Source organism: Ferroplasma sp. Type II, from assembly GCF_000496155.1.
In genome coordinates this window covers 1-26,586 of the sequence record NZ_KI542708.1, presented here as the reverse complement: position 1 = coordinate 26,586, position 26,586 = coordinate 1, and the positions used below count along the sequence as shown (strand labels likewise).

At 37.2% G+C, this 26,586-nt stretch carries 26 protein-coding genes, 3 tRNA genes and 1 pseudogene; 17 read left to right on the top strand and 13 right to left on the bottom strand.

Going from position 1 to position 26,586, the window contains the following annotated elements:
* The 3 genes and pseudogenes from AMDU4_RS05145 to AMDU4_RS05135 all read left to right on the top strand — a co-directional run.
* A pseudogene (locus AMDU4_RS05145) lies at window positions 1-687 on the top strand (MFS transporter); the annotation flags it as partial.
* A 59-nt stretch (window positions 688-746) separates the two neighbouring features.
* Window positions 747-4,061, top strand: a complete 3,315-nt coding sequence (locus tag AMDU4_RS05140) for a DUF4011 domain-containing protein (protein ID WP_021786918.1) — start codon at window positions 747-749, stop codon at window positions 4,059-4,061.
* Entirely contained in the window at window positions 4,052-4,555 is a 504-nt protein-coding gene (locus AMDU4_RS05135; protein ID WP_021786917.1) for a DUF559 domain-containing protein, read from the top strand. The genes AMDU4_RS05140 and AMDU4_RS05135 overlap by 10 nt, the downstream gene beginning before the upstream one ends.
* A gap of 387 nt (window positions 4,556-4,942) precedes the next feature.
* Here AMDU4_RS05135 and AMDU4_RS05130 read toward each other — a convergent pair.
* Window positions 4,943-5,026 (bottom strand) — tRNA-Ser (locus AMDU4_RS05130).
* 22 nt (window positions 5,027-5,048) lie between these two features.
* Window positions 5,049-5,492, bottom strand: a complete 444-nt coding sequence (locus AMDU4_RS05125; protein WP_021786916.1) for an Lrp/AsnC family transcriptional regulator — start codon at window positions 5,490-5,492, stop codon at window positions 5,049-5,051.
* A 93-nt stretch (window positions 5,493-5,585) separates the two neighbouring features.
* Between AMDU4_RS05125 and AMDU4_RS05120 the strand changes: the two genes are divergently transcribed.
* Together AMDU4_RS05120 and AMDU4_RS05115 are read left to right on the top strand one after the other, a co-directional pair.
* On the top strand, window positions 5,586-6,545 hold the full coding sequence (locus AMDU4_RS05120) for an asparagine synthetase A (RefSeq protein WP_021786915.1): 960 nt from the start codon (window positions 5,586-5,588) through the stop codon (window positions 6,543-6,545).
* A gap of 75 nt (window positions 6,546-6,620) precedes the next feature.
* Entirely contained in the window at window positions 6,621-7,460 is an 840-nt protein-coding gene (locus AMDU4_RS05115; protein ID WP_021786914.1) for a glycosyltransferase family 2 protein, read from the top strand.
* 237 nt (window positions 7,461-7,697) lie between these two features.
* Here AMDU4_RS05115 and AMDU4_RS05110 read toward each other — a convergent pair.
* Window positions 7,698-7,781: transfer RNA gene (locus AMDU4_RS05110), tRNA-Ser, on the bottom strand.
* 14 nt (window positions 7,782-7,795) lie between these two features.
* Window positions 7,796-8,188 carry a CoA-binding protein gene (locus AMDU4_RS05105; protein WP_021786913.1) on the bottom strand — a complete coding sequence of 131 codons (393 nt, stop codon included), beginning with the start codon at window positions 8,186-8,188 and terminating at the stop codon, window positions 7,796-7,798.
* Window positions 8,189-8,297: 109 nt separating this feature from the next.
* On the opposite strand from AMDU4_RS05105, the gene AMDU4_RS05100 reads away from it, so the two are divergent.
* Together AMDU4_RS05100 and AMDU4_RS05095 are read left to right on the top strand one after the other, a co-directional pair.
* Window positions 8,298-8,603 carry a transcription factor S gene (locus AMDU4_RS05100; protein ID WP_290704262.1) on the top strand — a complete coding sequence of 102 codons (306 nt, stop codon included), beginning with the start codon at window positions 8,298-8,300 and terminating at the stop codon, window positions 8,601-8,603.
* Between the two features lie 54 nt (window positions 8,604-8,657).
* On the top strand, window positions 8,658-10,028 hold the full coding sequence (locus AMDU4_RS05095) for a signal recognition particle protein Srp54 (protein ID WP_021786911.1): 1,371 nt from the start codon (window positions 8,658-8,660) through the stop codon (window positions 10,026-10,028).
* Here AMDU4_RS05095 and AMDU4_RS05090 read toward each other — a convergent pair.
* Both AMDU4_RS05090 and AMDU4_RS05085 read right to left on the bottom strand, forming a co-directional pair.
* Window positions 10,025-11,215, bottom strand: coding sequence for a digeranylgeranylglycerophospholipid reductase (locus tag AMDU4_RS05090; RefSeq protein ID WP_021786910.1), 1,191 nt, complete (start codon window positions 11,213-11,215; stop codon window positions 10,025-10,027). The genes AMDU4_RS05095 and AMDU4_RS05090 overlap by 4 nt on opposite strands.
* Window positions 11,202-11,411 carry a DUF362 domain-containing protein gene (locus tag AMDU4_RS05085; protein ID WP_009886184.1) on the bottom strand — a complete coding sequence of 70 codons (210 nt, stop codon included), beginning with the start codon at window positions 11,409-11,411 and terminating at the stop codon, window positions 11,202-11,204. Before AMDU4_RS05085 ends, AMDU4_RS05090 begins: the two co-directional genes overlap by 14 nt.
* A 582-nt stretch (window positions 11,412-11,993) precedes the next feature.
* On the opposite strand from AMDU4_RS05085, the gene AMDU4_RS05080 reads away from it, so the two are divergent.
* On the top strand, window positions 11,994-13,424 hold the full coding sequence (locus AMDU4_RS05080; RefSeq protein ID WP_021786909.1) for an APC family permease: 1,431 nt from the start codon (window positions 11,994-11,996) through the stop codon (window positions 13,422-13,424).
* An 18-nt stretch (window positions 13,425-13,442) separates the two neighbouring features.
* Here AMDU4_RS05080 and AMDU4_RS05075 read toward each other — a convergent pair whose 3' ends face one another.
* The 3 genes from AMDU4_RS05075 to AMDU4_RS05065 are packed head-to-tail and all read right to left on the bottom strand — an operon-like array spanning window position 13,443 to window position 16,192.
* Window positions 13,443-14,468 carry an aldehyde dehydrogenase family protein gene (locus AMDU4_RS05075; RefSeq protein ID WP_290704259.1) on the bottom strand — a complete coding sequence of 342 codons (1,026 nt, stop codon included), beginning with the start codon at window positions 14,466-14,468 and terminating at the stop codon, window positions 13,443-13,445.
* Window positions 14,410-14,937, bottom strand: coding sequence for an aldehyde dehydrogenase family protein (locus AMDU4_RS05070; RefSeq protein WP_021786907.1), 528 nt, complete (start codon window positions 14,935-14,937; stop codon window positions 14,410-14,412). The genes AMDU4_RS05075 and AMDU4_RS05070 overlap by 59 nt, the downstream gene beginning before the upstream one ends.
* A gap of 19 nt (window positions 14,938-14,956) precedes the next feature.
* Complete coding sequence (locus AMDU4_RS05065; RefSeq protein WP_021786906.1) at window positions 14,957-16,192, bottom strand: iron-containing alcohol dehydrogenase; 1,236 nt, start codon at window positions 16,190-16,192, stop codon at window positions 14,957-14,959.
* A 416-nt stretch (window positions 16,193-16,608) separates the two neighbouring features.
* Here AMDU4_RS05065 and AMDU4_RS05060 point away from each other — a divergent pair, with 416 nt between their 5' ends.
* Window positions 16,609-17,115, top strand: a complete 507-nt coding sequence (locus tag AMDU4_RS05060) for an inorganic diphosphatase (RefSeq protein WP_021786905.1) — start codon at window positions 16,609-16,611, stop codon at window positions 17,113-17,115.
* Window positions 17,116-17,175: 60 nt separating this feature from the next.
* Window positions 17,176-17,745: a DUF998 domain-containing protein gene (locus tag AMDU4_RS05055; protein ID WP_021786904.1), complete on the top strand. Its 570-nt coding sequence runs from the start codon at window positions 17,176-17,178 to the stop codon at window positions 17,743-17,745.
* On the opposite strand, the gene AMDU4_RS05050 is transcribed toward AMDU4_RS05055, so the two are convergent.
* Entirely contained in the window at window positions 17,726-18,730 is a 1,005-nt protein-coding gene (locus AMDU4_RS05050; protein WP_021786903.1) for a hypothetical protein, read from the bottom strand. The genes AMDU4_RS05055 and AMDU4_RS05050 overlap by 20 nt on opposite strands.
* Before the next feature lie 116 nt (window positions 18,731-18,846).
* On the opposite strand from AMDU4_RS05050, the gene AMDU4_RS05045 reads away from it, so the two are divergent.
* The 5 genes from AMDU4_RS05045 to AMDU4_RS05025 all read left to right on the top strand — a co-directional run bounded on the left by AMDU4_RS05045 (window position 18,847) and on the right by AMDU4_RS05025 (window position 23,196).
* Complete coding sequence (locus tag AMDU4_RS05045) at window positions 18,847-19,155, top strand: hypothetical protein (protein WP_290704256.1); 309 nt, start codon at window positions 18,847-18,849, stop codon at window positions 19,153-19,155.
* A 139-nt stretch (window positions 19,156-19,294) separates the two neighbouring features.
* A complete protein-coding gene (locus AMDU4_RS05040) occupies window positions 19,295-20,689 on the top strand; it encodes an MFS transporter (RefSeq protein ID WP_021786901.1) in 1,395 nt (464 codons plus the stop codon).
* A gap of 20 nt (window positions 20,690-20,709) precedes the next feature.
* Window positions 20,710-20,783: transfer RNA gene (locus AMDU4_RS05035), tRNA-Arg, on the top strand.
* Between the two features lie 504 nt (window positions 20,784-21,287).
* The gene (gene sfsA, locus AMDU4_RS05030) at window positions 21,288-21,965 is read left to right on the top strand and encodes a DNA/RNA nuclease SfsA (protein WP_021786900.1); all 678 of its coding nucleotides are present in this window, start codon (window positions 21,288-21,290) and stop codon (window positions 21,963-21,965) included.
* A 37-nt stretch (window positions 21,966-22,002) separates the two neighbouring features.
* The gene (locus AMDU4_RS05025) at window positions 22,003-23,196 is read left to right on the top strand and encodes a M20 family metallo-hydrolase (protein ID WP_021786899.1); all 1,194 of its coding nucleotides are present in this window, start codon (window positions 22,003-22,005) and stop codon (window positions 23,194-23,196) included.
* A gap of 62 nt (window positions 23,197-23,258) precedes the next feature.
* On the opposite strand, the gene thrC is transcribed toward AMDU4_RS05025, so the two are convergent.
* Together thrC and AMDU4_RS05015 are read right to left on the bottom strand one after the other, a co-directional pair.
* Complete coding sequence (gene thrC / locus AMDU4_RS05020) at window positions 23,259-24,419, bottom strand: threonine synthase (protein ID WP_021786898.1); 1,161 nt, start codon at window positions 24,417-24,419, stop codon at window positions 23,259-23,261.
* Between the two features lie 89 nt (window positions 24,420-24,508).
* The gene (locus AMDU4_RS05015) at window positions 24,509-24,676 is read right to left on the bottom strand and encodes a preprotein translocase subunit Sec61beta (RefSeq protein ID WP_021786897.1); all 168 of its coding nucleotides are present in this window, start codon (window positions 24,674-24,676) and stop codon (window positions 24,509-24,511) included.
* Window positions 24,677-24,955: 279 nt separating this feature from the next.
* Between AMDU4_RS05015 and AMDU4_RS05010 the strand changes: the two genes are divergently transcribed.
* Both AMDU4_RS05010 and AMDU4_RS05005 read left to right on the top strand, forming a co-directional pair.
* Complete coding sequence (locus tag AMDU4_RS05010) at window positions 24,956-25,456, top strand: AAA family ATPase (protein ID WP_021786896.1); 501 nt, start codon at window positions 24,956-24,958, stop codon at window positions 25,454-25,456.
* A gap of 5 nt (window positions 25,457-25,461) precedes the next feature.
* Window positions 25,462-25,911: a hypothetical protein gene (locus AMDU4_RS05005; RefSeq protein WP_021786895.1), complete on the top strand. Its 450-nt coding sequence runs from the start codon at window positions 25,462-25,464 to the stop codon at window positions 25,909-25,911.
* Between the two features lie 375 nt (window positions 25,912-26,286).
* Here AMDU4_RS05005 and AMDU4_RS05000 read toward each other — a convergent pair.
* Window positions 26,287-26,586, bottom strand: a 300-nt coding sequence (locus tag AMDU4_RS05000) for a hypothetical protein (protein WP_021786894.1), incomplete at its 5' end; no start/stop codon positions are given.

Here is a 26,586-nt window from a genome sequence, read left to right as displayed (position 1 = left end):
TCCATGCCAGAATCATTTAAATGGGAAAATATTCACGGTGAGACTGAGAAATCAAAAAATACAAGATCCGAACTTTGCATAGACAGTGAGGGAATTAATGTCAAGAAACCCTCTTACCGCCTCACACTGTTCGTTCTCATGGCAATGGCTATTTCACAGTATACCACATTCGGGTTAATGGCCTATATAATAGGTCCATATGAATTCGCTAAACCATTTACGGATGACATGATAATATTCGTCGCCCTACTGGGTGCATCTGTAGCTGGTTTTATTGCAGCACCGTTGATATCCAGAGGCAGAAAAGTATATACAACATATTCCTACGGAATTGGCTTTATTTCAACTGTGGTAATTTTCCTCCTTGTGCCTGTTTTACATAACCTCTTAATATTCTATCCCCTATTATTTGTAAACATGATGATGAGTGAATTTGCCTGGGCTTCCAGAACCACACTGGAACCAGAACTTTCGCCTACAAGGTTAAGGGGAACGTTTATAGGAACAGTCAGACTTGCACCTATGATTGCCTATCCCATACTTGTCTTCCTTACCAGCAATGTCTCCCTGAGAGTTTTTATATTGATTAATACTGGCCTGTGGCTTCTTGGATTCATTGCTGCCATTGTATGGCACCGTTACGGAATTGAAACAGGAAATGTAAATATAGATTACCCCAATAATTGATGACAAAGTTTGTACAATAAAATTAATATATACTTTTCCCGATTAACTTAAGACTTCCAATGGATATAAATATAGATGAGAGCATAACAAAATGGGAAAAAGATGTCATTGACACATCAAAAAACAACAGGCTTCTTTATTTCACCCCAGAATCTTTTCTTAAGATCAATACACCTTCCATGTTGTTTCTTTTCGATGACCTTGTAAATAAGGATAAAAAAATGGGTGTACGCATCACCAGTGATGAGGAAAACAGAAAAAAGGATGAAATAATTTTCTCAAAAAGAGATGGAATAGAAAAATCTCTGGGTAATATACTTTACCAGGCAAACAGTGCATTAAAGGAACATGGATCCAATGTGCTTTTCATATCCTTCGGGCTACTGAAATGGAACGATGACAATGGAAAAACTGCAGAGACTCAGCTATTTTTTGTACCCATTACACTAACCAGGAAAATGTTTAACAATTATTCAATTGAATCCATAGAGGGGGATATATTTTTTAATCCTGTTCTAAGGGAGAAACTAGAGCAATTCGGCATTAAATTTGATTTTAATTTTGAGGATAATTATAATTTATCTGAGGCAATGAGAAATTTCAGGCTGACTGTCAAGGATACAAAATGGACGGTAAGCAAGAATTCATACCTGGGTATCGTTTCGTTCACAAATAACACAATTTATAATGATATTAAAAAGAACCATGATACCATAAAAAAGAATGACCTTACAAGAGGACTTGCAGGGGATTTCGAAGTAATTAAAAAAATCAATGGAAAAATGCCGGCATATATTGACTATTCAATAAATACAGTTATGGATGCGGATTCAAGCCAGATAAGGGCCATTTATTCCGCAAGGAGTGGAGGCAGTTTCATACTTAACGGGCCACCGGGGACAGGTAAAAGCCAGACAATTGCAAATATCATAGCAGATTCCATGAAAAACAATAAAAGCGTTCTTTTTGTCAGCGAAAAAAATGCGGCAATCGAGGTTGTCAGGAAAAGGCTTGATGAAGCTGGCCTCGGTGATTTTATATTGAATTTCCACGGGAATACACCGAAATCAGAGGTTATTAAATCATTATACAGGTCAGTTGAAAATAACGGGCACGTACAACGTCTTCTAGCTCCCACAGACAGATATTCTGGCGTTCTCAACACATATGTCCAGGCCGTCCATATGAAAAGGGGTAATATTGCACGGAGCATCTATGAGGCATGCCAGGGAGAACTTGAGAACAATGGTAGCCCGGACATAAAAATTCCCCACAAGCTCCTGGATATATCCAGAGATGAGCTTGAATCACTTGAATTTCAAATTTCAGAATTCAACGATTACCTCGACATAATAGAAAATTATGGGCAAATTCCGGAAAATTTTAGAATAGATAGATATCGGGAAGATCCCGAACGCTACTACAAGGGAATAGAGTTGATCCAGGATTCCATTGGACAGATAGAGGACATTGCACCTTCTCTAAGACAAAGCGTAGGAATCGATTTACAATCTACTGATGACCTGGACAGGCTTTCCCGGTTCCTGTCACTTATTAAGCCGGAGGTACACCTGGAAGAAACATATCTGGATCAAGCTTTCATAGACGAAGCTTATAGCCTGCTTGATTCCAGGGAAAAGGCAATGCAGGAACTGGATTATATGATGGGAATATTCCTGAAAAAAAGGAAATCTGAGTTTCTTGCTATGGACCTAAAATCCATGAAAAGGGATCTGGAGGAAAATTATACATCCAGATGGAATAGACATTCAGCAGAATATAAAAAGCTTTTAAATGAAATCATGGAAAATACAGCAGATCAGTCCAGAAAACATTATGAAGAAATTATTGAAGATATAGGGTACGCACTGAAAATTCAGGAAAAGAGAAATTACCTTTCAAAGATTGAGGCAAGTATATCATTAAAGAACATAGATCCCAAGGATGTGTCTGAAAAGATAAGATACGCTAAACAGATCATTTCAATTTATCCAGAAAATAATATGTCTGATGGCATGGCACGGCTAATATCTGGCTCTGAGAGCATTGAATACCTTGATAAAATAAAATCGGTACATGAGTCACTTATGAAAGGCATTAATTACCTTTCTGACATATTCCCATCATTTAGCGAACTCACTGGATCTACATTTACCGAAATAGATAAAGCTGTGCAAACTGCATCTTTGATTGATATTGACAGATACGTTAAATTCAGGGAACTTTATGAGGGACTCAAGTCATCAGGTGTTGATATTACTCCACTCCTCAACAGTCAAATTCACATAGATTCTGTCCTGCATGCCTTCAAAAAGGCATTCAATCATGAATTTGCAACATATTATATCAGAAATGATGACAACCTGAAAAATTTCAGGACCTCATCCCACGAAAGAATTATAGGGATGTTTATAGGTTATGACAAAAAGAGGATAGACATTAGCAGGGCCAATCTGGTAAGCGAGTTGACAGAAAGGCGCAGGGAAGCCCTGGCCAAATATCCCGGGTCATCTATGATAATAAAAACAGAAAATGCCAAAAAGAGATTCCAGAAGCCTTTAAAAATACTTTTCAGTGAACTTGTAGAAATAATGCCTGCTCTAAAACCCTGCATAATGATGAGTCCCAACAATGTGAGCGCTTATCTGGATAGTAAGTTTTCATTTGACCTGCTTATATTCGACGAGGCATCCCAGTTAACTCCTCCGGAGGCCGTGGGGTCACTTATAAGGGCAAAACAGGTTATTGTATCGGGCGATACGCAACAATTACCTCCCACTTCATTTTTTGAGAACATAAATGTCTCTAAATATGAGGATGATTATGTTGTACTGGACAATATACTTGACCAGTATGATGCCATAGGGCTCTCAAAAATTTCACTTAAATGGCATTACAGGAGTGTTGATGATAGGCTGATAGCATTCTCAAACAGGTATTTTTATGATAATTCTCTTGAAACTTTTCCATCCTCATACAAGAAATCTAATGATTCTGGAATTCAGTTTATACGTACTGACGGTGTATACAGCCGGGGTAAAAGCAAGACAAATAAAGCCGAGGCAAACGAGGTTGTGAGGATTATCAAGGAAGAACTTTTGAACACAAGTTCAATAGGCATTGTAACCCTCAGCGAGGCACAGAGATCTGCTGTAGAAGAAACATTGAATTCATATTCCAGGAATGATTCTGTATTTGCAGAACTACTGAACAGCGGAGAAATTTTTGTGAAAAACCTGGAGAATGTTCAGGGTGACGAAAAGGATGTCATAGTACTCAGTACAGGATATGGGAGGGATGAAAATGGCAGGATAACAATGAATTTTGGGCCTATAAACACTACAGGTGGAGAAAACGTCTTAATGTGGCTATAACCAGGGCGAGAAAGAAATTCATAGTTGTATCATCCATGGATCCGGAAGACATAAAAACGCCTGATAATTCCGGAAAGGGACCTGAACTTTTAAGACAATATATGATTTATGCAAAAAATGAGGGTAACGACAGTCATCTCCAGGAATTCAGGAATGACGATGCAATAATAAATCATATAGCTGCAAAACTGGAGGGAGAAGGTTACCAGGTCGCAAGGAATGTAGGTTATTCAATGAATAACATACCCCTGGCTGTAATAGACCCTGATGACAGTAATCATTACATACTTGGAATTGAAACAGACGGCAGAATATATAACAGTATGAAAACTGCATCTGAGAGAGACCGCATAAGGAAAAACATACTGGAAGCACGGGGCTGGAATATGTACCGTATATGGTCCATAGATTATATTAAAAATCCAGAAAAAGTCCTTCATGACATAATAAATTCGGTTTCCCGGTTCAAAAAAGAGCCCCCGGCCTCAAATTAGAGCATAAAATCACTCATTTTTTTAACATTTGGGTGTGTATTTTCATTTAACAATATAGCGGATATAAGCTGCCTAAAGCTTTATAGTTAGCCACATAACTGCTGATACATGACATATTGTCTGAATAAATTACCTCATAATAATTTTTAACCACTTCCATTAACAAAACGATTAAAAAAAAGAGCTAATACTCCTCCGATTATCGTTCCTAAAATGTGAAGTATCCCGATCGGTAGTATACAACTAAAGTTTCTATTGAATAAACCCCAATAATATGGGCATTAATGACATGGATATAATATGTGCTACAGCAAATATTGGTATAAATATAAATCGAATTAAAGGTATTAAAAAACATTAATGATTCTATCAAATAAATTAAAAGAGCGCTGGGAGGGAGATTTGAACTCCCGGGCACTTACGTGCACAGGTTTTCCAGACCTGCGTCTTACCAGGCTAGGCTATCCCAGCTTTAACCCATAATATATTTTTGTTATAATATCCTTTCGAATAATGGTATGGTCACACTTTTTTCTATTCCTTCCATTGTCCTGAGATGTTCCAGAACGAATTTGGAAAGGTCTTTCATTGTTTTCTGGGCAGTCAATAAAACGATATCCCAGTCACCTGTGACTATGGATGCAGAAATTACATTGTCCATCCTTGAGAGATTAACACAGAGTGTTTTCTGGTCTATGGATGCTTTAGGATTGTACTGTATCATTATATACGCAAGAACAGAATATCCAAGTTTTTCATAGTTCAGGTCAACTGTGTATTTTTTTATAAAATTGTCCTTTCTCAGGCGTTCCATCCTCTCAAAAATAGTAGCCCTTGGGATCTGGAGAGCGTTAGAAATATCTGAAATTTTGTCCCTTCCGTGTTCCTTCAGATATTCGATTATTTTCATGTCTTTTTTATCAATATTATCAAGCATTAAATCAAAATGATATGGTACTATATAAAAGATTTGTTTTAAAAACGGAAAATCAACTAAAATGTTTATAAATCGCGAAATAATGTATATGTTATGGAAACTATGAATCAAAATGATGAATATGTGAAAGAAGAAATAGAGAGATCGATGAAACACCTTTCTGATCCAAAGGTACAGCATGCAATCAAAGTACAGAGCTATATTCGGTCTTATGTTACAGATTTCCTGAGGGAATCAGGGTATACAGAAATTGCACCAATAATAATTTCGCCACTTACAGACCCACTTAACCATCCTGTGTATGATCCTAAAATACATGCCTACGGTGGTGATATGTGGATAACACAGAGCATGATATTCCATAAGCAGATTGCAGTTCAGGAACTGAAGAAAATATTCATAATGTCACCAAATGTAAGACTGGAAACGGAGGAGAAGTCACAATCAGGCAGGCATCTTTATGAATTTACGCAGATAGATGTGGAAGCCTTTGAAAAATCTCGGGAAGAAATGATGTCACTTGCGGAGGATTTGATAATATATACAATTTCAAGAATCAAAAAAGAGCATCATGAAGAGCTAGAATATTTCCACAGATCACTTCCAGACTACACAAAGCCATTTCCAGTAATAACATATGAAGATGCTATGAAAAAGTATGGCAAAGGATTCGAAACGCCTCTGTCAAAGGAGGCAACATCTCCTGTGTGGGTAATTGACATACCACTTAAGGAAAGGGAATTTTATGATAGGGAATATCCAAACAAACCTGGAGTGCTGAGGGATATGGACCTTATATGGCCCGAAGGCTTTGAGGAAGCATCATCAGGCGGAGAAAGAGAATACGAGCTTTCACAGATACTGGACAGGATTCACAAAAAGGGTCAGACTGAAGAACAGTTTAAATGGTTCATAGAACTGGCAAAGGAGGGAATAAAACTTACTACAGGATTTGGAATAGGAATTGAAAGATTTACCAGGTTTGTCTGTGGAGTGAAGAAAATAGAGGATGTTACAACATTTCCAAAGATTCCTGGCAGGATCTCCCTTTAATTATTCTATAATTTTATACAATTATAAATTTTATTTCTGACAAAGTTTTTTATATTCCTTTATATTAGGCAATTTATGCCATTATATTCCATTTGCACAACATGTTATAATTCTGTTTCATGTGTAGATGGCTTTATGGAACCTTTTACAAAATTGAGCAATGACTACGAACTTGTAATTGTTGATGTAGGATCAAGCGATGAAACATATGAAAAATTGTTACAATATTCCAATTTAAGCAATTTTAAACTTATAAGGCAAAAATGCAGCCGTGGAAAGGGAAGACAAATTGCAATGGAAGCATCATCCGCACCGGTTGTTGCCCATGTGGACTTTGACGTTTCATATTTGGATCTTGCCGGGCTTTTAAACCTCTATGAAAAAATCAACGTGGACAGGATTTACCATTTTAATCCTGTTAATCCGGGTTGTGGAACGCCAGTAATAATTGGAAACAGGAAATTATTCACTATCCTTAAAGGATTTGGAGATGTCAATGCACATGATGATATGTACTTTTTCAAGAAGGCAGACAGCGTGAATTTAAGAGTACACATAGGGCTTAATTTCAGGTATATGTGCTTGAAAATTAATGATATGACTTCAAGTAGAGAAAAGAGATACTCAAAAAATTTTCTTAGCCGGTTGAACAGACGAATTTTACTAACCAGAGACTTATTGTTTGTCTCCTCTGGGAATTATGACACAGTGAAAAGGGAATATAAATTAAATGGCTGGAGAGCCATTATTGAAGTACTGCCGGAATATATCCTGGGTAAATTATTGCTTCCATCTGTAAAGGCAGAAAAGCTTGATAAAGCCATACCTGAGGTAAGGAAAAGATATAAAGAATATTTAGAAGAAAGAGAGGGATATTATAAATCAACTGAATCTCTCCCTAATAATAATGCTTAAGTTACATTTATGAATCCAAATTTATGTTACAGCCTCCTGTGACCGGAATGATTTTGGAACTAACTTGATCCTGTACTTTTCGATAACTTAAAGTTAAAAACCATTTGCCATAATATTGTATTGAACAATTTTCACCGAAAGTCTTCTTATCACAAAGTATACAATTCCTTTGTCTTGGCCTGAATCATGGTTTGAATTAAGATGTGTATTCTCAGCGTCAGAATTGGAATAAATAAGCGCTGGGAGGGAGATTTGAACTCCCGAGCTATTTCTAGCAGTAGATTTCGAATCTACCGTCTTACCGGGCTAGGCTATCCCAGCTTACTCCCATATTCTTATTTTTTATTTAATTTTTCATATTCTTTCTTCATGCATCTGTCCATAACAACTTCCATTCCCATTTCCACGGCAAGTTTTTTTGCAACCTCATTTATTATTCCTTCCTGCATCCATATTACCTTTGCCTTGCCCCTGGAGTCCATTACTATATCCTCAATAAATTCTGGCCTTCTAAATATATCCACAACATCAATATTTCCTTCAATAGATTTGACATCACTGTATACCTTTTTTCCCTGCCATTCCTTGAGCATGGGATTTACCGGTATAATATTGAATCCGTTGTTCATCAGGTAGTTAGCTACCTGATAGCTGTACCTGTCGGGTTTGTCTGAAATTCCCACTACAGCAATATCCTTATATTTTTTCAATATCTCTTCAATAGACATAGTATTGAATTGCTAAAGTAATTATTAAGTATATCTCTCTGGAATTTTCCATTCATACGTTAATTGACGAAGTCAACAAGATTTAAATATCGTTTTGAAATAAAGTACTATGTTCTGTCCAAAATGCGGTGCACTTATGGCACCTTCTAGAGATAAATATGTTTGCAACAGTTGCGGCAATGAGATTCTTAAAGCCGGGACTGCAGATCAGAAAATCATAACAAAGAGTTCGGACAAAGAAATAATAATGGTCGCCAAGGAAATAAATGCAGAACCGTTGGACAGTGATGCTGTGTGCCCTGTATGCCACCATATGGGTGCATATTACCTTTTAAAACAGACCAGGTCGGCAGATGAGCCTGAAACAAAATTCTATACATGTGAGTCTTGTGGCCACAGATGGAGAGAATATTAATCTTCCTTTATAACCGGCCACAAAATGTTATATAACATATTTTGATATTTGCTTATGGTTTTAGATAACTTATCAGAGTCACTTAAAGGCATTATGCGAAAAATATCGGGATCAAGTTATATCGACAAGGATACAATTAAGGAGGTTACAAGAGATATCCAGAGAGCACTTCTTAAGGCCGATGTCAATGTGAAACTGGTTCTTAAACTTACAAATACAGTCCAGGAAAGGGCATTAAATGAAAAGCCACCAGCTGGAATGGTAGCACAGGACTATATAATCCGTATAATATATGAAGAACTTCTAAAGATTCTTGGAATAGATTCCAATTTTGACCTCGAACCTCAGACAATTATGCTTGTGGGTTTGTATGGAAACGGAAAAACAACGACTGCAGGAAAACTTGCCAGACTGTTCATGAAAAAAGGACTTTCAACAGGGTTAATTGCTGCCGATGTCCACAGGCCTGGAGCATATGAACAGCTAAGCCAGATATCAAAAGAAGTAAATGCAGGATTTTATGGTGAGAAAGGGGAAAAAAATGCGCTAAAAATAGTCCGCAATGGAATGAAAGAGCTTGCCGATTACAAAATAAAAATTATAGATACCAGTGGCAGGGACTCACTGGATCAGGAATTAATAGATGAGGTACATGAAATAAAGGACAAAATTAAACCTGACACTGTGCTTTTTGTGATAGATGCCACACTTGGGCAGCAGGCAGGCCCACAGGCTAAAACTCTCCATGACGCTGTGAACATCAATGGTGTCATAATTACAAAAATGGATGGAACGGGAAAGGCTGGAGGCGCCCTTAGCGCTGTTGCTGATATAAAATCACCAGTATATTTCATAGGCACTGGAGAACATATGGATGATATACAGATATTTAATCCCAAAAAATTTCTATCAAGGCTTCTTGGCATGGGAGACATTGATTCTCTAATGGAAGTGGTTGAAGAAACAAATATCACAGAAGAGGAAGCAGAAGCATCACTGGATAAACTTATGTCCGGAAAATTTGACCTCAAAGATATGTATGATGTCTGGGAAAAATTTGCAAAACCCGGGTTGCTCAAAAAATTCTTTGGTTCACTTCCACTTGCAAAAATGCCTGGTGGAAACAAGCTTGACGATTCACAACTTGACCAGGCCGATGAAAAACTGAGACTTTACCGTATAATACTGGATTCAATGACATACAACGAACTGGAAAACCCTGATGTACTGAACGCAAAACGGATAAAAAGGATAGCTGCTGGTTCAGGCCAGGGAGAAAAAAATGTACGCCAGCTCTTGAAAGAGTACAATGCCATGAAAAAGAACATGAAAGCAATGAAAAAGAATAGGAATTTCAAAAAAATGTTAAAAAGCCAGCTCAAGGGAGGCAATTTCAGCCTCGATGATCTGGAATCAAAAATTTAAATTAGACCTTCCAGCTGAGATACAAGTTCAGGATATTTTAACTGAACTCCCTTAAGTATTTCCTCAACTGAGATATTGGTCATTTTTACATCTGCCACAACGTCCACAAGCTTGTCAAGTGTCTCATCCGAGAGTGTGCCCAGTTTTTCCTTTGCAAACCAGTTTCTTAGATGCTTTCTCTCAAACTTGTCTTTTACCATGAGGTCATAATTTTTCATCATTTCCTCAGAAAAGTTGTTTTCATCAATGGCTTTCTTTGATACCTGGGCAGCAAATTTTCCCGATATCATACCATTGGCTATTCCACCGCCGGTTATGGGGTCAATTAACCTTGCTGCATCACCGATCGCAAGAAGCCCGGGCAGGCTCATCTTGTCCTTTACTTGGTTAACGGAAACGCCACCACTTATTTGCTGTATTATCCTTCCTTTGCTATATGCCGGGTGTGATTTGATCCATGAATCAAGGTAATTTTTAACGTCCAGCCTGTCCTTCATACGTGTAATTGTAACACCGATACCAACGTTAGCCTCATGGGGTCCCTTAGGAAATACCCAGAGATATCCAGCCGGAGCTATAGAACCAAGATAGAAATCTGTGAAATCTTCATTGGAATCCACATTTTCCATTCTGTACTCCAGTGCAGAAATAATATCGTTTTTCTTCAATATTACAGATTTCAGTCCAGCCCAGCGAGAAAATTCACTTTCAAAGCCGTCTGCAGCAATGACCATTTTTGCACGCACTTCGACCTCTTCCCCATTGTGCCGGATCTTGGCTCCTACCACGCGGTTGCCTTCTTTTATGACAGCTGTGGCAGGAGATTTTATCCATATGTCTGCACCTTCAGTTGCTGCAAGTGTTGCAATATGCTTGTCAAATTTGTCTCTCTCAACGACAAAACCAACCTCATTGCCTGCGCTCTCTGCAGTAAGCATTATAGCTTTTTTCTCAGAGGGGCCATATATCCTTGCACCCTTAACCTCATCAGAAATCCAGTGTTCCTGGGGTTTTAAATCTACTTCATGCATCCATGCCTTGGAAACCCCCTCACCACATCTTACCGGTGATCCAATGTCTGGCCGCTTTTCCACAACCAATGTTTTAAGACCATATCTTGAAGCATATCTGGCTGCTGAGCTTCCCGCAGGTCCAGCGCCAATTACAAGAACATCATAGTTTAGCATGGAACCACTCCGCTGATATTGCCCCCGTCGGGCATCCTATTACACAAAATTCGCATTTTATGCATTTGTCTTCATTGATGGCTATAACTGTTTCGTCCAAATTAATCGCGTCGGTGGGACACATCCCAACACAGGCACCGCAATAATCGCAAAGTCCCCTGTCTACGTCCATCTCGCTCTTAACCTTTACTTCCATAAGCGTAAAAGCCACATAACTATATCTATTTTTTGTTTTGCTGGATAATACCTGAATATAGTATCCAAATAGTCTTAGATTTCTGATATTACTTCAGCTGATGTAACTTATTATTTTATTGCTATTTACGTTGTTTTTCATGTACCATTTAATCCAAATCAATAGTGAATAAAAGTAAGGTCGAGAATATCAGGGTAAATGGAAAAGCTGTGTAGAACCATATCAGATATATTAGAAAGGATTATGATGATCCAAACAACTTTTCTATACACGTTGTGCATTTCGTATACATTGGAACAGAGCCTGTGTGTGGTGATTTTTCGTTGACTAAGACCTTTGTCATGAACGAGAAGATGAGACTCTATTATGCCTTCAAAAAATTCTTTTCCTTTCACTGTACAGGAAAATACCTGTATATCGGAAGGATAGAGTTAAGGCAGCAGAGAAATGATGTAATATATAGGTATTTCCAAATTTCCTATAATAGGTAATATTTAACCAATATTAAATTTGTGTGACAAAGCATATCAATTTATATAAAATTTATAGCAATATTAATATATTATAAGAAACTCCCTCCTAATGGATAAATACGAACCTACTGTGGAGAAAAAGTATCAACTCAAAAAAGGGGCTGTGGGAAAATGGCATGCCGTTTTTCAGGCCTATACGCATGTTGCGCCGTCTGGAGATATAGGAATACTGCTCACAGGTGTTGCTCTCTTTGCGCTCGGAGCCTCACCTCTGGCTGTTTTGCTTTCATGGGTTATTTACCTGTTAATGGTTAATACCAATTACCGATTCAGTAAAAGGGTGTCACATGCTGGCGGTTATTATGCCATTGGAGGACATGGTATGGGTGGTTTTTATGGGTTTATGAATGGTTGGATATATCTTCTTGATGAAATGATTATATATCCCAGTTTCGGGCTTTTGGGCTTTGCCTCTGTTGTATTTCTCTTAAGCCCTGCAATTTCCTCCATACCATTTGTATGGATACCTCTCATCATAATTCCATTTGCAACAGGACTGCTCTTCAATTATTTTGGAATCAAGCCTTCGCTAGTTTATCTTCTTATTACAGCATCTGTTGAGGTAATATTCCTGCTTTCCACAAGCTGGTATATTATACTAACAATGGGAGCCGCAAACACAATCAGTGTATTTTCACTCACTGGAATAAATGTGGTTCCGTTTATTTTTGCCTTGCTATATGGCATAGAGGCATACGGGGGACTTGGAACAGTTATAGGCATTAGTGAAGAAACAAAGGAATCTAAATTCAATGTGCCGAGAGCTATTATAATAGCATCAATTCTGGCAGGCGCCACACTTATATCGGCAATGTATGCATTAACAATAGCCTGGGGACCAACAACTATGGCAAGTTATGCAACTTCACCTGATCCAGGCCTGATCATATGGCACAGATTTTTTGGACTTCCAGGTGAAATAATACTGCTATTCTTCATACTTAACGGATATATTGCCTATACTGTTGCAAACCCAATTGTCCAGTCCCGGGTAATATATGCAATGGCAAGGGATGGTGTATTCCCCAAATGGTTTGCTGTTACACATAAAAAATACAAGACTCCTTATCGTGCAGTGATGCTTGTTTCAATGATAGCCCTGATTGTTTCTTTTGCACTCTCATTTCCCTTTGGGCCATTCGATGCAGCCATAATTACAGGGGCTATGGCAGGAATAGGTTTGGTAACCGCACATGCAATGTCAAGTTTTGCCTATGTACGATTTGCAAGTAAAGATAGAAAAATTGAATATAGCCTTCTTAAGGATGGCATAATACCAGTAGCCTCGGTAATAATCCTAATACCTATCATAATATTCGCTTTTGATGAATTGACCTGGCCATACATATTATCGCCAATACTTGCCGCCCTTTGGATTTTAGGAGCTTTTATATTCGGTATGTATCTATATAAAAATAAAAAGAAAGAACTAATGAATGCTGGTTCTGAAGATTTTTCCGAGGTTATTACCACGGATTAATTTAATTTTTATAATTTTTTATCCTTTAAATATCTGACCGTACCAGTCCTTTCTCACCTTGCCTGTCAGATCAAAATATACATGTTTTATATATGTGAATTCCTCGAGGGAATATGGCGAAAGCGATGCTCCATGGCCACTTTCCTTGTATCCTGCCCATGGCATTTCTGATGGTACAACAACATGTTCATTTATCCACACAGTTCCAAATCTGAGATCTCTTGTTGCCCTCATGGCAGTGGTAATGTCTGAAGTCCAGACAGATGAACCCAACCCGTATGTGACATCGTTGCTTCTTCTTATCACATCATCATAGTTTGTGAATTTGAGAATGGTAAAAACAGGGCCAAATATTTCCTCCTTCACTATTGCTGAGTTGTCATTTTCCGTGTATATAAGTGCTGGATTAAGGTAATAACCATTTTCGTGATTTTTTATGAGAGGCCTGTTCCCACCGGAAAGTAATTTTCCGCCCTCATTGATTCCCGTTTCTATATAGCCTTCAACACGTTTTCTCTGAGCTTCGGATATTAGTGGACCCATATCTATTTCGGGGTTTTGTGGATCTCCTATGTTCAATTTTTGTATTCTTTCCCTCAGCCTGGCAACAAACTTATCGAATACCTCTTCCTGAATGTAATATCTGGTGGAGTTTGCACAATCCTGTCCATTGTTAACTAATCCGCCTACTATGGCACTTTCAACTGCAGCATCTATGTTCGCATCCTTGAAAACAATAAAAGGTGCTTTTCCTCCCAGTTCCAGAGATACTTTCTTTAGGTTAGATGCTCCAAGCACCGAAAGCCGTTTGCCAACTTCGGTGCTCCCCGTAAAGGCGATCATTTCAAGTTTATCGCTTTTCGCCATTTCCTCACCCACAGAACTTCCAGGACCTGTTATGACATTAAAAACGCCGTCAGGAACTCCAGCATCTTGAAGGATTTTTGCAAGTTTAAGTGTTGTCAGCGGTGTATAACTCGCAGGCTTAACAACAACTGAATTGCCCATAGCAATTGCAGGAAACGCGCGCCAGATAACCATCATCAGTGGGATAGTTCCATGGTGTTATTATGCCGATAGCGCCTATGGGCTCCCTTCTTATGGCACTTGTTCCGTCGCTCACATATTCCGCCATGGCTTTTCCTTCGAGAGTTCTGCATGCACCAGCTATAAAACGTATGTTATCTATAGTATATGGAATATCATACCCAGATACCTGTTTAATGCTTTTTCCTGAATTTTCCGTCTCAATTTTAATAAATTCCTCCTGGTTCTTCTCAAGCAATTCCGCCACCTTCAGGAGTATGTTTGAACGCTCTCCGGGTGGAAGTCTGCTCCAAGTGCCGGAGTCAAATGAATGTCTGGCGGCGTCTATAGCTCTATGGACATCCTCATTGGACGCTGACTGAACTTTTGCCATTGTTGTCCCGGTGGATGGGTTTTTTACATCTAGAACTTCTTTATTTGACGATTCAACCCATTCTCCATTTATAAACATCTTATATGTTTCCATTATTGTTCACCTATTTGTTTTAGTTTTCCAGTGTTCCATCGTACATATTCCTTATAAGCTGTATGGAATTTTCCAGAGTCAGCCTCCTGGGGTTGAACCTTGGAAGGTCATAAAGCTTCTGTCTTGTGGAAAATATGTATTCACCGAATTTTTCTATATCGGTTTTTGGGAAATTTATCTGCTTTAATGTGGTTGGCATTTCCAAGTCCTCTAGAAGCTGAATTATGGCTGGAGCAATTTTTGATGCAACTGCCCTTGCAGATTCTCCCTTATGAGGTATATTGAAGATCCTTGCAAGTGTTCCTATCTTATTATAGGCAGCAGATATATTGTAATCCAGTATGTACGGAAGAGCCATCCCAACAGCTACGCCATGTATGGCCCCGTACCTGGGACCAAAGGCTTCCCCAAGGCAATGTCCCAGCACCGAGGGTCCAGCCACCCAGGGAAATGTTATAACCATCCCTCCAAGCATAGCTGATAATGACATTGCAGATCTGGCTTCAATGCTGTCCGGACTATTAAATGCTGTTCTAAGATTTCTAAAAATCAGTGAGGATGCTTTTGTTGCAATTCCATCAGATATGGGATTTGCCTCCTTGCTTATCAATCCCTCTACATTATGGGCAAGAGCGTCCATTCCGCTTGCTGCTGTTGTTCTCGGTGGTGCACTGACATTCAGCACAGGATCTACTATTGCTGTATCGGCAAGGAGATTACTGCTTGCCGCCCATGTTTTATACAGCGATTCCTTCTCTATGACAACTGACATATTTGAAACTTCACTGCCAGTACCACCGGTTGTTGGTATAAGGATCTTCGGAAGTCCGGGATTTTTGAATTTATCCTCAACTGGAGTGAGATATTCCTTGGGTTCACCACTATTTGTAACCATTGAGGCCACCATTTTGCTTGTGTCAAGCACGCTTCCACCACCTACTGCAACTACAGAGTCAAAATTTCCGTTGGATCTTGCGAAATCCACTGCATTCACAATATTTTCCATTGTTGGTTCATTTGAAATTCTGTCATATACCTCATATTTTATTCCTGCTTTGGAAAGTGAATTTTCTATTTTAGCAAGAAGACCAAATTTATAGACATTTGGATCTGTAACTATTATTGTATTTTTCTTTTTTATTTCCTTTAGTTGGTTACCCACCTGGTCCGACTGACCTTTCCCAAATAGAATTCTCTTTACCTGATCGAATTTCAACTCTTTATCATACGTATATACATGCTCAAAATCTTCCATTCAAATGTATATTTAATTTATATATAATTATTATTATTCAATAACCTGCTCCCATAAGAGATGAAACCTGTAGTTGCTGGATACACTCTCTGGATGAACATTGCTAGAAGATATTTGCTGAATTAGTCTATATTAGATTATTCTAAGAGCTCACGCAAACCTATTTCCCCTTACTTGGGATAAGTAAACATAATGCAGGTTCAATTTAATGGTGCATGACATGGTTTAACAAATCAAAAAGTACCATGTTAATGTTCACTTCTATTTTTTCCAATTCATGATTACTTCAGTTTCTTCCGGATAAGCCCCAGAGCTATACTGTATTATTCCTATATGCGTATAAGGAATTTATAAAAATATTTCTGATAATATAGTCACCTGGAAAATCTTTTTATGCAATATAAGCATTCATTTTCATGAAATTTGATGTACAAACTAAAGACTTTCCTGAGTCTTTCTATGTTTTTATAGAAATTCCCCAGGGTGGAAACACAAAGCTCGAATATAAGCCCGATGTAGATAATATAGTTCTTGACAGGATACTGTTCACATCAATGGTATACCCAACCAACTATGGTTTTATCCTTAATACCAAAGCAAAGGATGAAGATCCTCTTGATGTCCTTGTCATTTCCTCAGTACCCATTCCCTCTGGTTCCATATTGAAATGCAGGGCCATAGGCATAGCCGAAATGAGTGATGAGGAAGGTTCAGACAACAAGGTTATTGCAGTACCTATTGACAAGGTAGATCCAATGTCTGCTGAATACAGGGATATTGAAAACATACCTGAAGCTGTAAAGAATAAGATAAAACATTTCTTCCAGCATTACAAGGAACTGGAAAAAGGCAAATTCATGACATTCCACGACTTCAAGGGTAAAGATGAAGCCATAAAACAGATAAAGGAATCCCTTCTTTGATTCCTATAACTTTTGTTTTAATACAAAGATTTTTTTTAGTTGTGATGTTGCAATATCTATATGAGTTCAAAGAAATTTCTAATCGGCCTTTTCGGTCCGGTCATAACAATATTGCTTATATTGCTGGACATAAGGATGTCTACCTATTTTTCATGGTACACAAATTCTCTAAGCAGCCTTGGAATTCACAGATATTATTATATCTTTGATTCTGCGGTCATAATAGGCGGCATCTCTGTATTTATTTTTGCCCTGATGCTATACAGGCAAATTCAAATCAAATTTCTGTCCATTGGCTTTATAATGACGGGTTCTGTATCACTTTTTCTCATAGGGATTTTCAATGAAAATTATGGAAATCTGCATCTTGCCATTGCCATAATATATTTTATTTTTACACCAGTAGGTATAATAATATTCAGTTTTTACAGGATAAGGAGTTATTTGAGCTATTATGGTTTCTTTGCCGGCATGGCGTCACTGGGGACAATAATTTTTGGCATTCTCGTATTATTTCAATACATACATCTAAAAATTGGTCTCTCTGTAACGGAAATGGCAGAGGCAGTTTTACTGGGTTCATGGTCGAGTATCCTCGGAGTTTACCTTTCTACTCATGAGGTTCAATGAAATTTCTTATTACCCGTGTCCCTTCCCCATCAAAATGGATACGAATTACAAAATCTGACTGTGACATCATTTTATGCTGCAGTGAATCAATATTTTCTCTTTCGCTCATAAGCAGGATAAACCCTTCAGCACCGCCTCCAAGCAACTTTGCTGATTTTGCACCGTTATCAAGAGCATAATCTATTATTGTATCTATTCTCTTATTGGTTACATTGGTGCCCAGTGATTTTTTTATACTCCAGCCTTCATTCACAATGCTATAAACTTCATCTCTATTATGTGCCTTGATAGCCTTACTCAGCTGTAATGCAAGATCCTTGAGCTTATTCAGGTTTTCCATTGTTTTTTCATCGCCATTTTCTGATTTTGCAACCTGATCCTGAAGACTCCTTGAACTTTCCCTGGTATTGCCGGTATAAACCAGCATCATTGATTTTTCGAGGTTTGTTACAAAGGGGTCTGACAGTGCAAATTTTTGTGTTACTTCACCACTCCGCCTGAATTCCATATATTTTAAACCCCCAACAGAAATAGCATAGGGATCCTGTTTTCCCAGGATAATATTGAATTTATTTTTTTCAGTGAGGTATGACTCCTTTGCGAGATCGTATGGGTCTATATCCTTCCTTTTAATTGCATAGATTGCCATTATTATTCCATTGATTAATGCCGAACTGGACCCCAGGCCTGAACCAGGTGGAACATCATTATTCATAATTATTCTTCCCGTATCTATGCCATTTTCCATGAACATATTGATAATCTTGTTTTCCATGGAAGTATTGTTGGTTGATGATATAAGTGCTGACCTCAGGAAGTCTCTGGAAGAAACCTCCAGTGATCCACCATCATCAATATACCGTATCATTATTCCACGGTCTATTGTGGTATTCAGTACTGCGCCCCCATAATTTTCTAAAAATGGGCTTATATCTGTTCCCCCACCTGCAAAGCTTATTCTCAATGGGCTATAAACGGTAATCATATGATTATATATCAGCAACTCATATTAAAATATTCATCAGGTGCAATCAAAAACCCAGTAAATTATATAAAGTATTTAAGTATATGATATAAATATAATAATATCGGATGATAATAATGATAGATTTCAATATTAATTCTGGAAAAATTGAAATTCAGGACACACTGAGGAATTTACTTGCAAGAAAAACTCTTGTCATGCAGGCACATGATGAAACAGTATCCTGTGATGCTGGACTATGCGAGATTATCCATGATATATCACTGAAAGTCAAAAGGCATTGTAATAATCCCGATATGCTTTTCTTTATCAATAATGATATAGAGATAGCATTGGATAAGTATGTTTTTGACCTGCTTTCCAGGGAAAATATTTCTATTAAAAAGGGCAAAAATCTCATTGTTGAGAGAAAAAAACACCAGTAACCACGTTTAATTTCGCATTATATCTCGCTTTATAGATCTTTAATTGTATTTTTGAAGTTATCCTATAATCTAAATATTGTAATTCAGGCTTAACATTGAGGGCGGGCAATTGATTTATAGTTTTATAACATGTGCCATGATGGATCACAAGTATGGAATTCTTGGAGTCACCACATTAAGCACATTAATGGCTGCCATCGATTCAACCATAGTATATCTTGCACTTCCTGAGATGGGAAATTCTTTCCATTCTGGAATATCATACCTTACACTTGTGATAGCCGCATATCTCATATCAACCACAGTCATGCTTGTTCCTGCAATTGAGATTACAAAACGGATAGGAAACCGAAACTTTTACATTATTGGGTTTTCTCTTTTTACTGCTTCCTCATTACTCATTGCAATTTCTATCAGTATCAGTATGGTGATTTTTTTTCGATTCATTGAAGGCATTGGAGCTGGAATCATGGCATCATCTGATATACCCATAATACTGGGTGCATTCAGGAAGGGTGAGAGAGGCAAAGCAATAGGCCTGAGTTCCATAGCATGGTCCGTAGGAACTCTTATAGGTCCAGTACTGGGGGGATTTCTCGTTGCCATAAACTGGCGTTACATTTTCCTCATAAATGTGCCAATAGGAATAGCAGCAATGTATGCAGGGTTCAGGATAATAGGGAAGGATAAACCGGTAAAAACCCGGATTAAATATAAGTCCACAATTTCAATGGCAGTGTTTATGATTCCTTTAATTGTTGGCATATCCCTTATAAATATATATTATATGCTGATTTCCCTGGCTATTTTTCCGGTATTCCTGTATATACAGATAAAAAACCCTGTAATTGACCCAGGATTGCTGAGAAACATAAAATTCTCACTCATAACGCTCGCATCTTTTCTGGAATCCTTTGTGTTTTTTTCAGTTTTGTTCGCTCTTAGCCTGTACTTCCAGAGCGATCTTGGGTACAGTAGCATAGAAGCTGGACTCATAATATTTACGTATCCTGTTGCCTCCATAATCTCAAGCCCTATTGGCGGTATGCTTTATGACAAGTACCCAAATCCTGAGGCTATTATGGCTATAGGCGCATTGCTTGAATGCATTCCTGTTCTTTTTATCGCCATTTACCTGAAATTTATACCTGAGTTGTTACTGATAGCTGGATTCGGAGGATCATTTTTCTGGTCACCATCCACCACTATGATAACAGATGCACATGAAGAAAAATTCCGTGTACAGGCAAACAATGCAATGTTAATATTGAGAAATATCGGAATCATAACCGCTATATCCATACTGCCGCTTTTTATTCTATATTTTTCTGGAATAAACGTTAGTCTGGGAGATATTTTTGTTTCAAGTAAAAGGATAAATATCTCAGCAGGGATAAGTGCCTATCTTGTATTTACATCACTTGTATCCTTATCTTCACTGATTTTTATTTTTATGTACCATATGAAATCTAAAAGTAATGAAACCATGAAAGAAAATGGCAAAGGAACTAGAAAATATCAAATTATTAAATAACAAATTAGCAATACTGATAAGGATCCGTGGGGTAGTTAGGATATCCTGCTGGCCTTCGAAGCCGATGACCCGGGTTCAAATCCCGGCGGGTCCGTATATTTTCACAGGTAAAAAATGATACATAATTCTCTTTAAAAAGGAGATCTATTTAACACAGATGAAAACTAAAATATTATGTCTATACTTGATAATTTATGATAAATATTTAAAAATTAATATTATTTAGAACGTTTTAAAAATTACACCACGGACAAGTTCTGAAAATATTTAATTAATTTATTATTTATTGAATAAATGTATATTTCATCCCGAGAATTCCCACACATCCTAAACTCAGTGGGTTTCTTTCTTGTGGATTGAATTGTAATAATATAACCCATTCTTTTAGAGTTAGTCAAATAATTAACTATGTTTACCTGAATCCACAATCTTCCAGAAAGGTATTATGTGCGAACACAGAAATATACCTATTAACCGACAACTAGAAACATAAGAAATCCGGTGGATTATGGCGTCAAGAAACTGGTATTAAAATAATTAATTATCTATGAAAGTAATTTCCTACAAAATTATTTATAATCAATGAAAATCAGATTCAATGTCTCCCTTTATCAACCGTTCCCCAGGATTTACAGTGATGAGATTTCCAGAACTTATTAAAGCCACAGTGGTTTCACGACCTAATCGGTTCCTTGTAAGGGCAATGGTTAACGGAATTGAAACAGATGTCCATATACACGACCCGGGAAGGCTTGAAGAGTTAATATACCCCGGAAACAATATACTAATAAGGAAGACAAACAATAAAAAAACCCACTATTCTGTCACATTCTGCGAAAATGGTGGTATCTGGACATTCAATGATTCAAGGTATCATTCCCAGATCGGTTCTATGTTTATAAGAGAAGGATGGCAAAAAGAAGTAAAAACAGGAAACAGTAGAATAGATTTCAAACTTGGGAATTCATACATTGAGGTCAAATCAGCAACACTGGTGGAGGGTAAAATCGCAAAATTTCCAGATGCACCCACGGTTCGGGGAAAGAAACATCTTGAAACCCTTATGCGGCTAATAGATGAAGGATATCAGTCATATGTACTGTTTCTTATATTCAATGAAAACGCCAGATGTTTTTTACCTAATTCTTGTAGAGACCCTGAGTTTTCAAGTGCATATTACTTAGCAATTGATTACGGGGTTAAATTCAAATTTCTAGTTTTCTCATCTCAAAATGGAAATGTTGCATTTAAAAGAAGCATAGAGCAGTGCAGGTAGCTAATAATGCTTATATGATTTAAGTGTATCATCTTGAATGGGACTGACAGAATTATCAGACAGGGAATTCATAATAGATGTTGCTAGAAGATTATTGTCTATCAGGGCAGTATCACCCAAATCGGGAGGAGAGGGGGAATACAAAAAATCATTGGAACTAAAGAAAATACTGCATGAACTTGGATATGATAATTTACAAGAATACAACACAACTGACGATACATGCACATTAAGACCAAATATAATATTAAGATTAGGCAATTTTGACAGGACATTGTGGATTATATCCCATATGGATACTGTGCCAGAGGGCGATGTATCGCTCTGGAAGCATGATCCCTTTAAGGCCACGGTTGATGGCGATAGAATATATGGGCGGGGTTCTGAGGATAATGGACAATCCATATTCACTTCACTTTTACTTCTTAAGCAAATTGACCCAAAAAATCTGAAAATCAATTTAGGGCTTGCCTTTGTGTCAGACGAGGAAACTGGAAATGACTATGGAATTAAATACTTAATCTCAAAAAATATATTCCGGGAAGATGATATTATCATTGTTCCAGACGCCGGCACCAATGAAGGGCTTGCCATTGAGATTGCCGAGAAAAGTACAGTGCAGATAAAGTTCGAGATTGAAGGTATCCAGGGACATGCAAGCATGCCTGAAAATTCATTAAATGCTTTGCGTGAATCATGCAAATTCATAGATCTCCTGGATTTCAGCCTCCATGATCAATTCAGCGAAACCGACAAACTGTACTTTCCTCCATATTCGACATTTGAACCCACAAAGCATGAAAAAAATATAGATAACATTAATACAATACCTGGTAGAGAGGTATTCTACTGGGATTTTAGAATACTCCCCCAGTATCCGGCTGACCTTGTGCTGGCAAGCATCAACAGCCTTATAGAAAAATACGCTAAAACATCACAGGCAAAGATTTCCTATAAGGTAGTTGACAGAGTTGATGCCCCAAAACCCACACCAGAGGATTCCGAAGTTGTTATAGGATTAAAAAGTGCAATAAAGTCAGTAACAGGGAAGGATGCGTTTACCATAGGAATTGGTGGGGAAACATTTGCATCCTTCCTGAGAATCAAGGGATTCCATGTTGCAGTCTGGTCCACGACTGCTATAGAAAATGCACATATGCCAGATGAATTCTGCCTTATACCACATATACTCCAGGATGTGAAAATTTATAAATATCTTTTATTTAATTAATAGTATATAAATCACTAAAATACGGATTATTATTTTCTATTATTAGTGACTTTGTACTGGTCTTAAAATATATCAGAAATACGCAGTGTTTTATGTTCCGGGATTATGCTGACGTCCTTCAATATATGTCCAGTGAGTATTGAAGCCACCGTATCTCCCTTATGCATAATGCCTGCATCTCTAAGTTTCTTAACTCCTGCAACCGCTGCTGCTGATGCCGGTTCACATCCGATACCTGCCCGGTCAATAGCCCTTTTTGCCTCCATTATCTGATCATCAGAAACCTTTTCAACTATTCCACGGGTAAATTCCAGAGACCTTTTTGCTTTTTTGTAATTTACAGGATTTCCAATTTTAATAGCACTTGCTATTGTTTCTGCCTTTACCGGTATGATCGATTCCTGCTTCCCGTTAATGTAATTATAAAATGGTGAGGCACCCTCGGCCTGGATGGCAACAAGTCTTGGAACATCGTCTATAACTCCCAGAGATTTCAGATCCATAAGTGCCTTTCCGAATGCCGATGTATTTCCAAGGTTACCTGCCGGGAATGTGATAAAATCAGGTTTGATTTTCTCCATAATCTCATATATTATTGTTTTTTGCCCCTCAATTCTCCATGGATTAAGGGAGTTAAGCACATAAAAATCGTTCCGCTTTGCAATTGTTTTCCGTACATTATCCATGGCACTGTCAAAATCCCCTTCTATATCGACTATATTTGCACCATATGCAATTGCCTGGAATAATTTATTGGCTGATATGTTTTTTTCAGGGATTATCACATAGCTTTCAATACCTGCGAATGAACTGTAGCTTGCCGCAGCAGCAGATGTGTTTCCAGTGGAGGCGCACAGAGTTTTGTTAAATTTTAGCCTCATGGCTTCTGACACTGCTACTGTCATTCCTCTATCCTTGAATGACCCGGTAGGATTTTCCCCTTCATGCTTAAGAAATATTTTATCTATGCCAGAAAATTCGGATATTCTACTGTTGCTATACAGATTTGTATTGCCCTCACCTTTACTTATGATTGTTCCTTCATTGATACCTGGATGTATGAGATTTTTATATTTCCATACACCTTTCAAACCTGTTAGCGAATATTCCATATCATAGTGGTAGACGTCCAAAATGTTGCCGCATTTATCACATGTGTATATATTCCGATCTATAGTGTATTCAGCACCACAGTAATGGCATTTTAAAACGGAGTGAGTCATCTTATTGGGTAATATATAGTTATATAAATTATTTGTCAAAACCAAAGTAATAATCGCTATAAAATATATCCATAAATTGGCAGCAAAAATTAAACAGGCCAGAAGATCTTAGCTAGTTCTACGATAACACCCATAGCTATTCCTATGTATATAATCAATTTTGGGTCTATGGCCGGACCTGTTATTTCCTCCTCATTAAAATATCGTATTAAACCTGCCCCTGACTGGAAGTTCTCATTCTGGTTGTCCTTTGCCATTGTTTTCAATAATTTAATACTAGAATTTAAGTGTTTTGGTATTCTCTATGTCGCTTATATGTGGTCAGATAAATAATAATTTCTTATCATTTTTATTAGTTCAAATATGCTATTTTTGACCCAAACATACGTGTGTGCAAAGTTTGCACATACATCATAAATGTTGTATTATCCCGTTTTTTCAGTAAGAAATTACATATAAAATAAATATTCGTCCAACGGTATATAATCGCCATAGGCTTTCATCCCCTCTCTAACGAAAGGGGACTTCCCGCTTATATGTTAAAGATAGAGAAAAAAAGTAGGAAATTAATAGGTTTATTGAATACATGCATGCCTTTTATTGAAAATATTAATGTAGAATCACAATTGGATAAATCTATAATAATCAATGTATACGAACGCTATAATAATAAAATATCGTTGCCTGCAACTTTTGTTTCGGATGGTACTATAGAAATATTGGCATTAATATATATACTGTACTTTGAAAAACGTAAAATAATAGCAATTGAAGAAGTTGAAAAGAATATACATCCCTCGTTGATTGCTAGAGTTATGGAACTAATAAAAGATTCTTCAATAGCTAAACAGATCATGATAACTACACATAGCCCTGAAATAATAAAAAATGCCGATATAAAAAATATTATACTCATAAAGCGTGATAGTGAAGGAAATTCATTTATTGTAAGACCATCAACGGCTAAGGATTTACAGATTTTCCTGCAGCAAAATATAGGCATATCCGAACTATTTACCGATGGTTTCTTAAACTGATTTAAATGAAGTTAGCATTCTTTGTTGAAGGAGACATGGATGAAATTTTTATTTCTAACGTTGTTCCAAAAATATTTAAACAGTATAATTTTTCCCTTTCTATACATAAGTATAGTCAACAAAAGGATGTAAAAGTAGGTAATTACATTAAATCAATTAAAGAGATTAAAAATTATTCTTATTTCTTTTTGGTGGATAGTGATCAGTATGACATTGCCAGAAGAAAAAATGAATTGATAAAACGAATACCAAGTTTGGATAATTTAAAGATAATTATAGCTAAGAAAGAGATCGAAAGTTGGTATATTGCCGGAGTTACACCTTCTCTATCTAAAAAGTTATTTCCCAAAGAAAAATATAAGGAAATAATCGATATGATCAAAAGCCCAGAAACCGTTAAAAAGGAAAAATTCAATGCAATGTTACCAATAGCGAGGCCGAGAATGCCTCTATAATTGAGATTCTCAAAAATTATTCAATAGATCATGCTCAACGAAATTCTTCAACATTTGCCTATTTTGTAGAAACAATAAATACAATGATGCCATAAATTATGAAAATGATAAGTCTCTTCCCACTTTAGTGTGGGTTGTTCCAGGGGGATGAGATCTAAAAAATTCAGATATTACTGGAATCATGTTGAATTATGTTGCAAGTTACTCATGATAAAGGGTCATTAACTTGAGTATCCCGGGAAATAGGGGGTGGTTATGAAAACCAGTGAATTTTACCCACACAAAAGTTCGATGACGTACTAAGAAATAATATAAAGATAATATATTTTCCTAAGTGTTGATTACCACCATTGAATATGCTAAGACAGTAACATATTAGGAATTCAGGAATTTTACAATAGTTTCTATGAATCTGCCCGTGCTTACATGAAGGACTATCATCCGGTATACCTTAGTATCTGTATGTATATCAAAATAATTGCACTTTACCAGAGATGGAAGATCTGGTTCCATAATAGAATACCTGTTCCTCCCCTGGCTTATCTCCTGTATCTCCCTTAAATCGATCTTTAGAAAGGGAATGTATGAAAGTACATATGGGTGAGAATACTGGTAAAATTCTATATAATTCCCAACAAATACAGCCTTTGCATCTATATATTTCTCATGTATCAA

Coding starts and splice junctions, on each gene's coding strand:
- AMDU4_RS05140 (WP_021786918.1), top strand. CDS start 747: ATGGATATAAATATAGATGAGAGCATAACAAAATGGGAAAAAGATGTC.
- AMDU4_RS05125 (WP_021786916.1), bottom strand. CDS start 5,492: ATGCTTGATAATATTGATAAAAAAGACATGAAAATAATCGAATATCTG.
- AMDU4_RS05120 (WP_021786915.1), top strand. CDS start 5,586: ATGGAAACTATGAATCAAAATGATGAATATGTGAAAGAAGAAATAGAG.
- AMDU4_RS05115 (WP_021786914.1), top strand. CDS start 6,621: ATGCCATTATATTCCATTTGCACAACATGTTATAATTCTGTTTCATGT.
- AMDU4_RS05105 (WP_021786913.1), bottom strand. CDS start 8,188: ATGTCTATTGAAGAGATATTGAAAAAATATAAGGATATTGCTGTAGTG.
- AMDU4_RS05100 (WP_290704262.1), top strand. CDS start 8,298: ATGTTCTGTCCAAAATGCGGTGCACTTATGGCACCTTCTAGAGATAAA.
- AMDU4_RS05095 (WP_021786911.1), top strand. CDS start 8,658: ATGGTTTTAGATAACTTATCAGAGTCACTTAAAGGCATTATGCGAAAA.
- AMDU4_RS05090 (WP_021786910.1), bottom strand. CDS start 11,215: ATGCTAAACTATGATGTTCTTGTAATTGGCGCTGGACCTGCGGGAAGC.
- AMDU4_RS05085 (WP_009886184.1), bottom strand. CDS start 11,411: ATGGAAGTAAAGGTTAAGAGCGAGATGGACGTAGACAGGGGACTTTGC.
- AMDU4_RS05080 (WP_021786909.1), top strand. CDS start 11,994: ATGGATAAATACGAACCTACTGTGGAGAAAAAGTATCAACTCAAAAAA.
- AMDU4_RS05075 (WP_290704259.1), bottom strand. CDS start 14,468: ATGATGGTTATCTGGCGCGCGTTTCCTGCAATTGCTATGGGCAATTCA.
- AMDU4_RS05070 (WP_021786907.1), bottom strand. CDS start 14,937: ATGGAAACATATAAGATGTTTATAAATGGAGAATGGGTTGAATCGTCA.
- AMDU4_RS05065 (WP_021786906.1), bottom strand. CDS start 16,192: ATGGAAGATTTTGAGCATGTATATACGTATGATAAAGAGTTGAAATTC.
- AMDU4_RS05060 (WP_021786905.1), top strand. CDS start 16,609: ATGAAATTTGATGTACAAACTAAAGACTTTCCTGAGTCTTTCTATGTT.
- AMDU4_RS05055 (WP_021786904.1), top strand. CDS start 17,176: ATGAGTTCAAAGAAATTTCTAATCGGCCTTTTCGGTCCGGTCATAACA.
- AMDU4_RS05050 (WP_021786903.1), bottom strand. CDS start 18,730: ATGATTACCGTTTATAGCCCATTGAGAATAAGCTTTGCAGGTGGGGGA.
- AMDU4_RS05045 (WP_290704256.1), top strand. CDS start 18,847: ATGATAGATTTCAATATTAATTCTGGAAAAATTGAAATTCAGGACACA.
- AMDU4_RS05040 (WP_021786901.1), top strand. CDS start 19,295: ATGGATCACAAGTATGGAATTCTTGGAGTCACCACATTAAGCACATTA.
- sfsA (WP_021786900.1), top strand. CDS start 21,288: ATGTCTCCCTTTATCAACCGTTCCCCAGGATTTACAGTGATGAGATTT.
- AMDU4_RS05025 (WP_021786899.1), top strand. CDS start 22,003: ATGGGACTGACAGAATTATCAGACAGGGAATTCATAATAGATGTTGCT.
- thrC (WP_021786898.1), bottom strand. CDS start 24,419: ATGACTCACTCCGTTTTAAAATGCCATTACTGTGGTGCTGAATACACT.
- AMDU4_RS05015 (WP_021786897.1), bottom strand. CDS start 24,676: ATGGCAAAGGACAACCAGAATGAGAACTTCCAGTCAGGGGCAGGTTTA.
- AMDU4_RS05010 (WP_021786896.1), top strand. CDS start 24,956: ATGTTAAAGATAGAGAAAAAAAGTAGGAAATTAATAGGTTTATTGAAT.
- AMDU4_RS05005 (WP_021786895.1), top strand. CDS start 25,462: ATGAAGTTAGCATTCTTTGTTGAAGGAGACATGGATGAAATTTTTATT.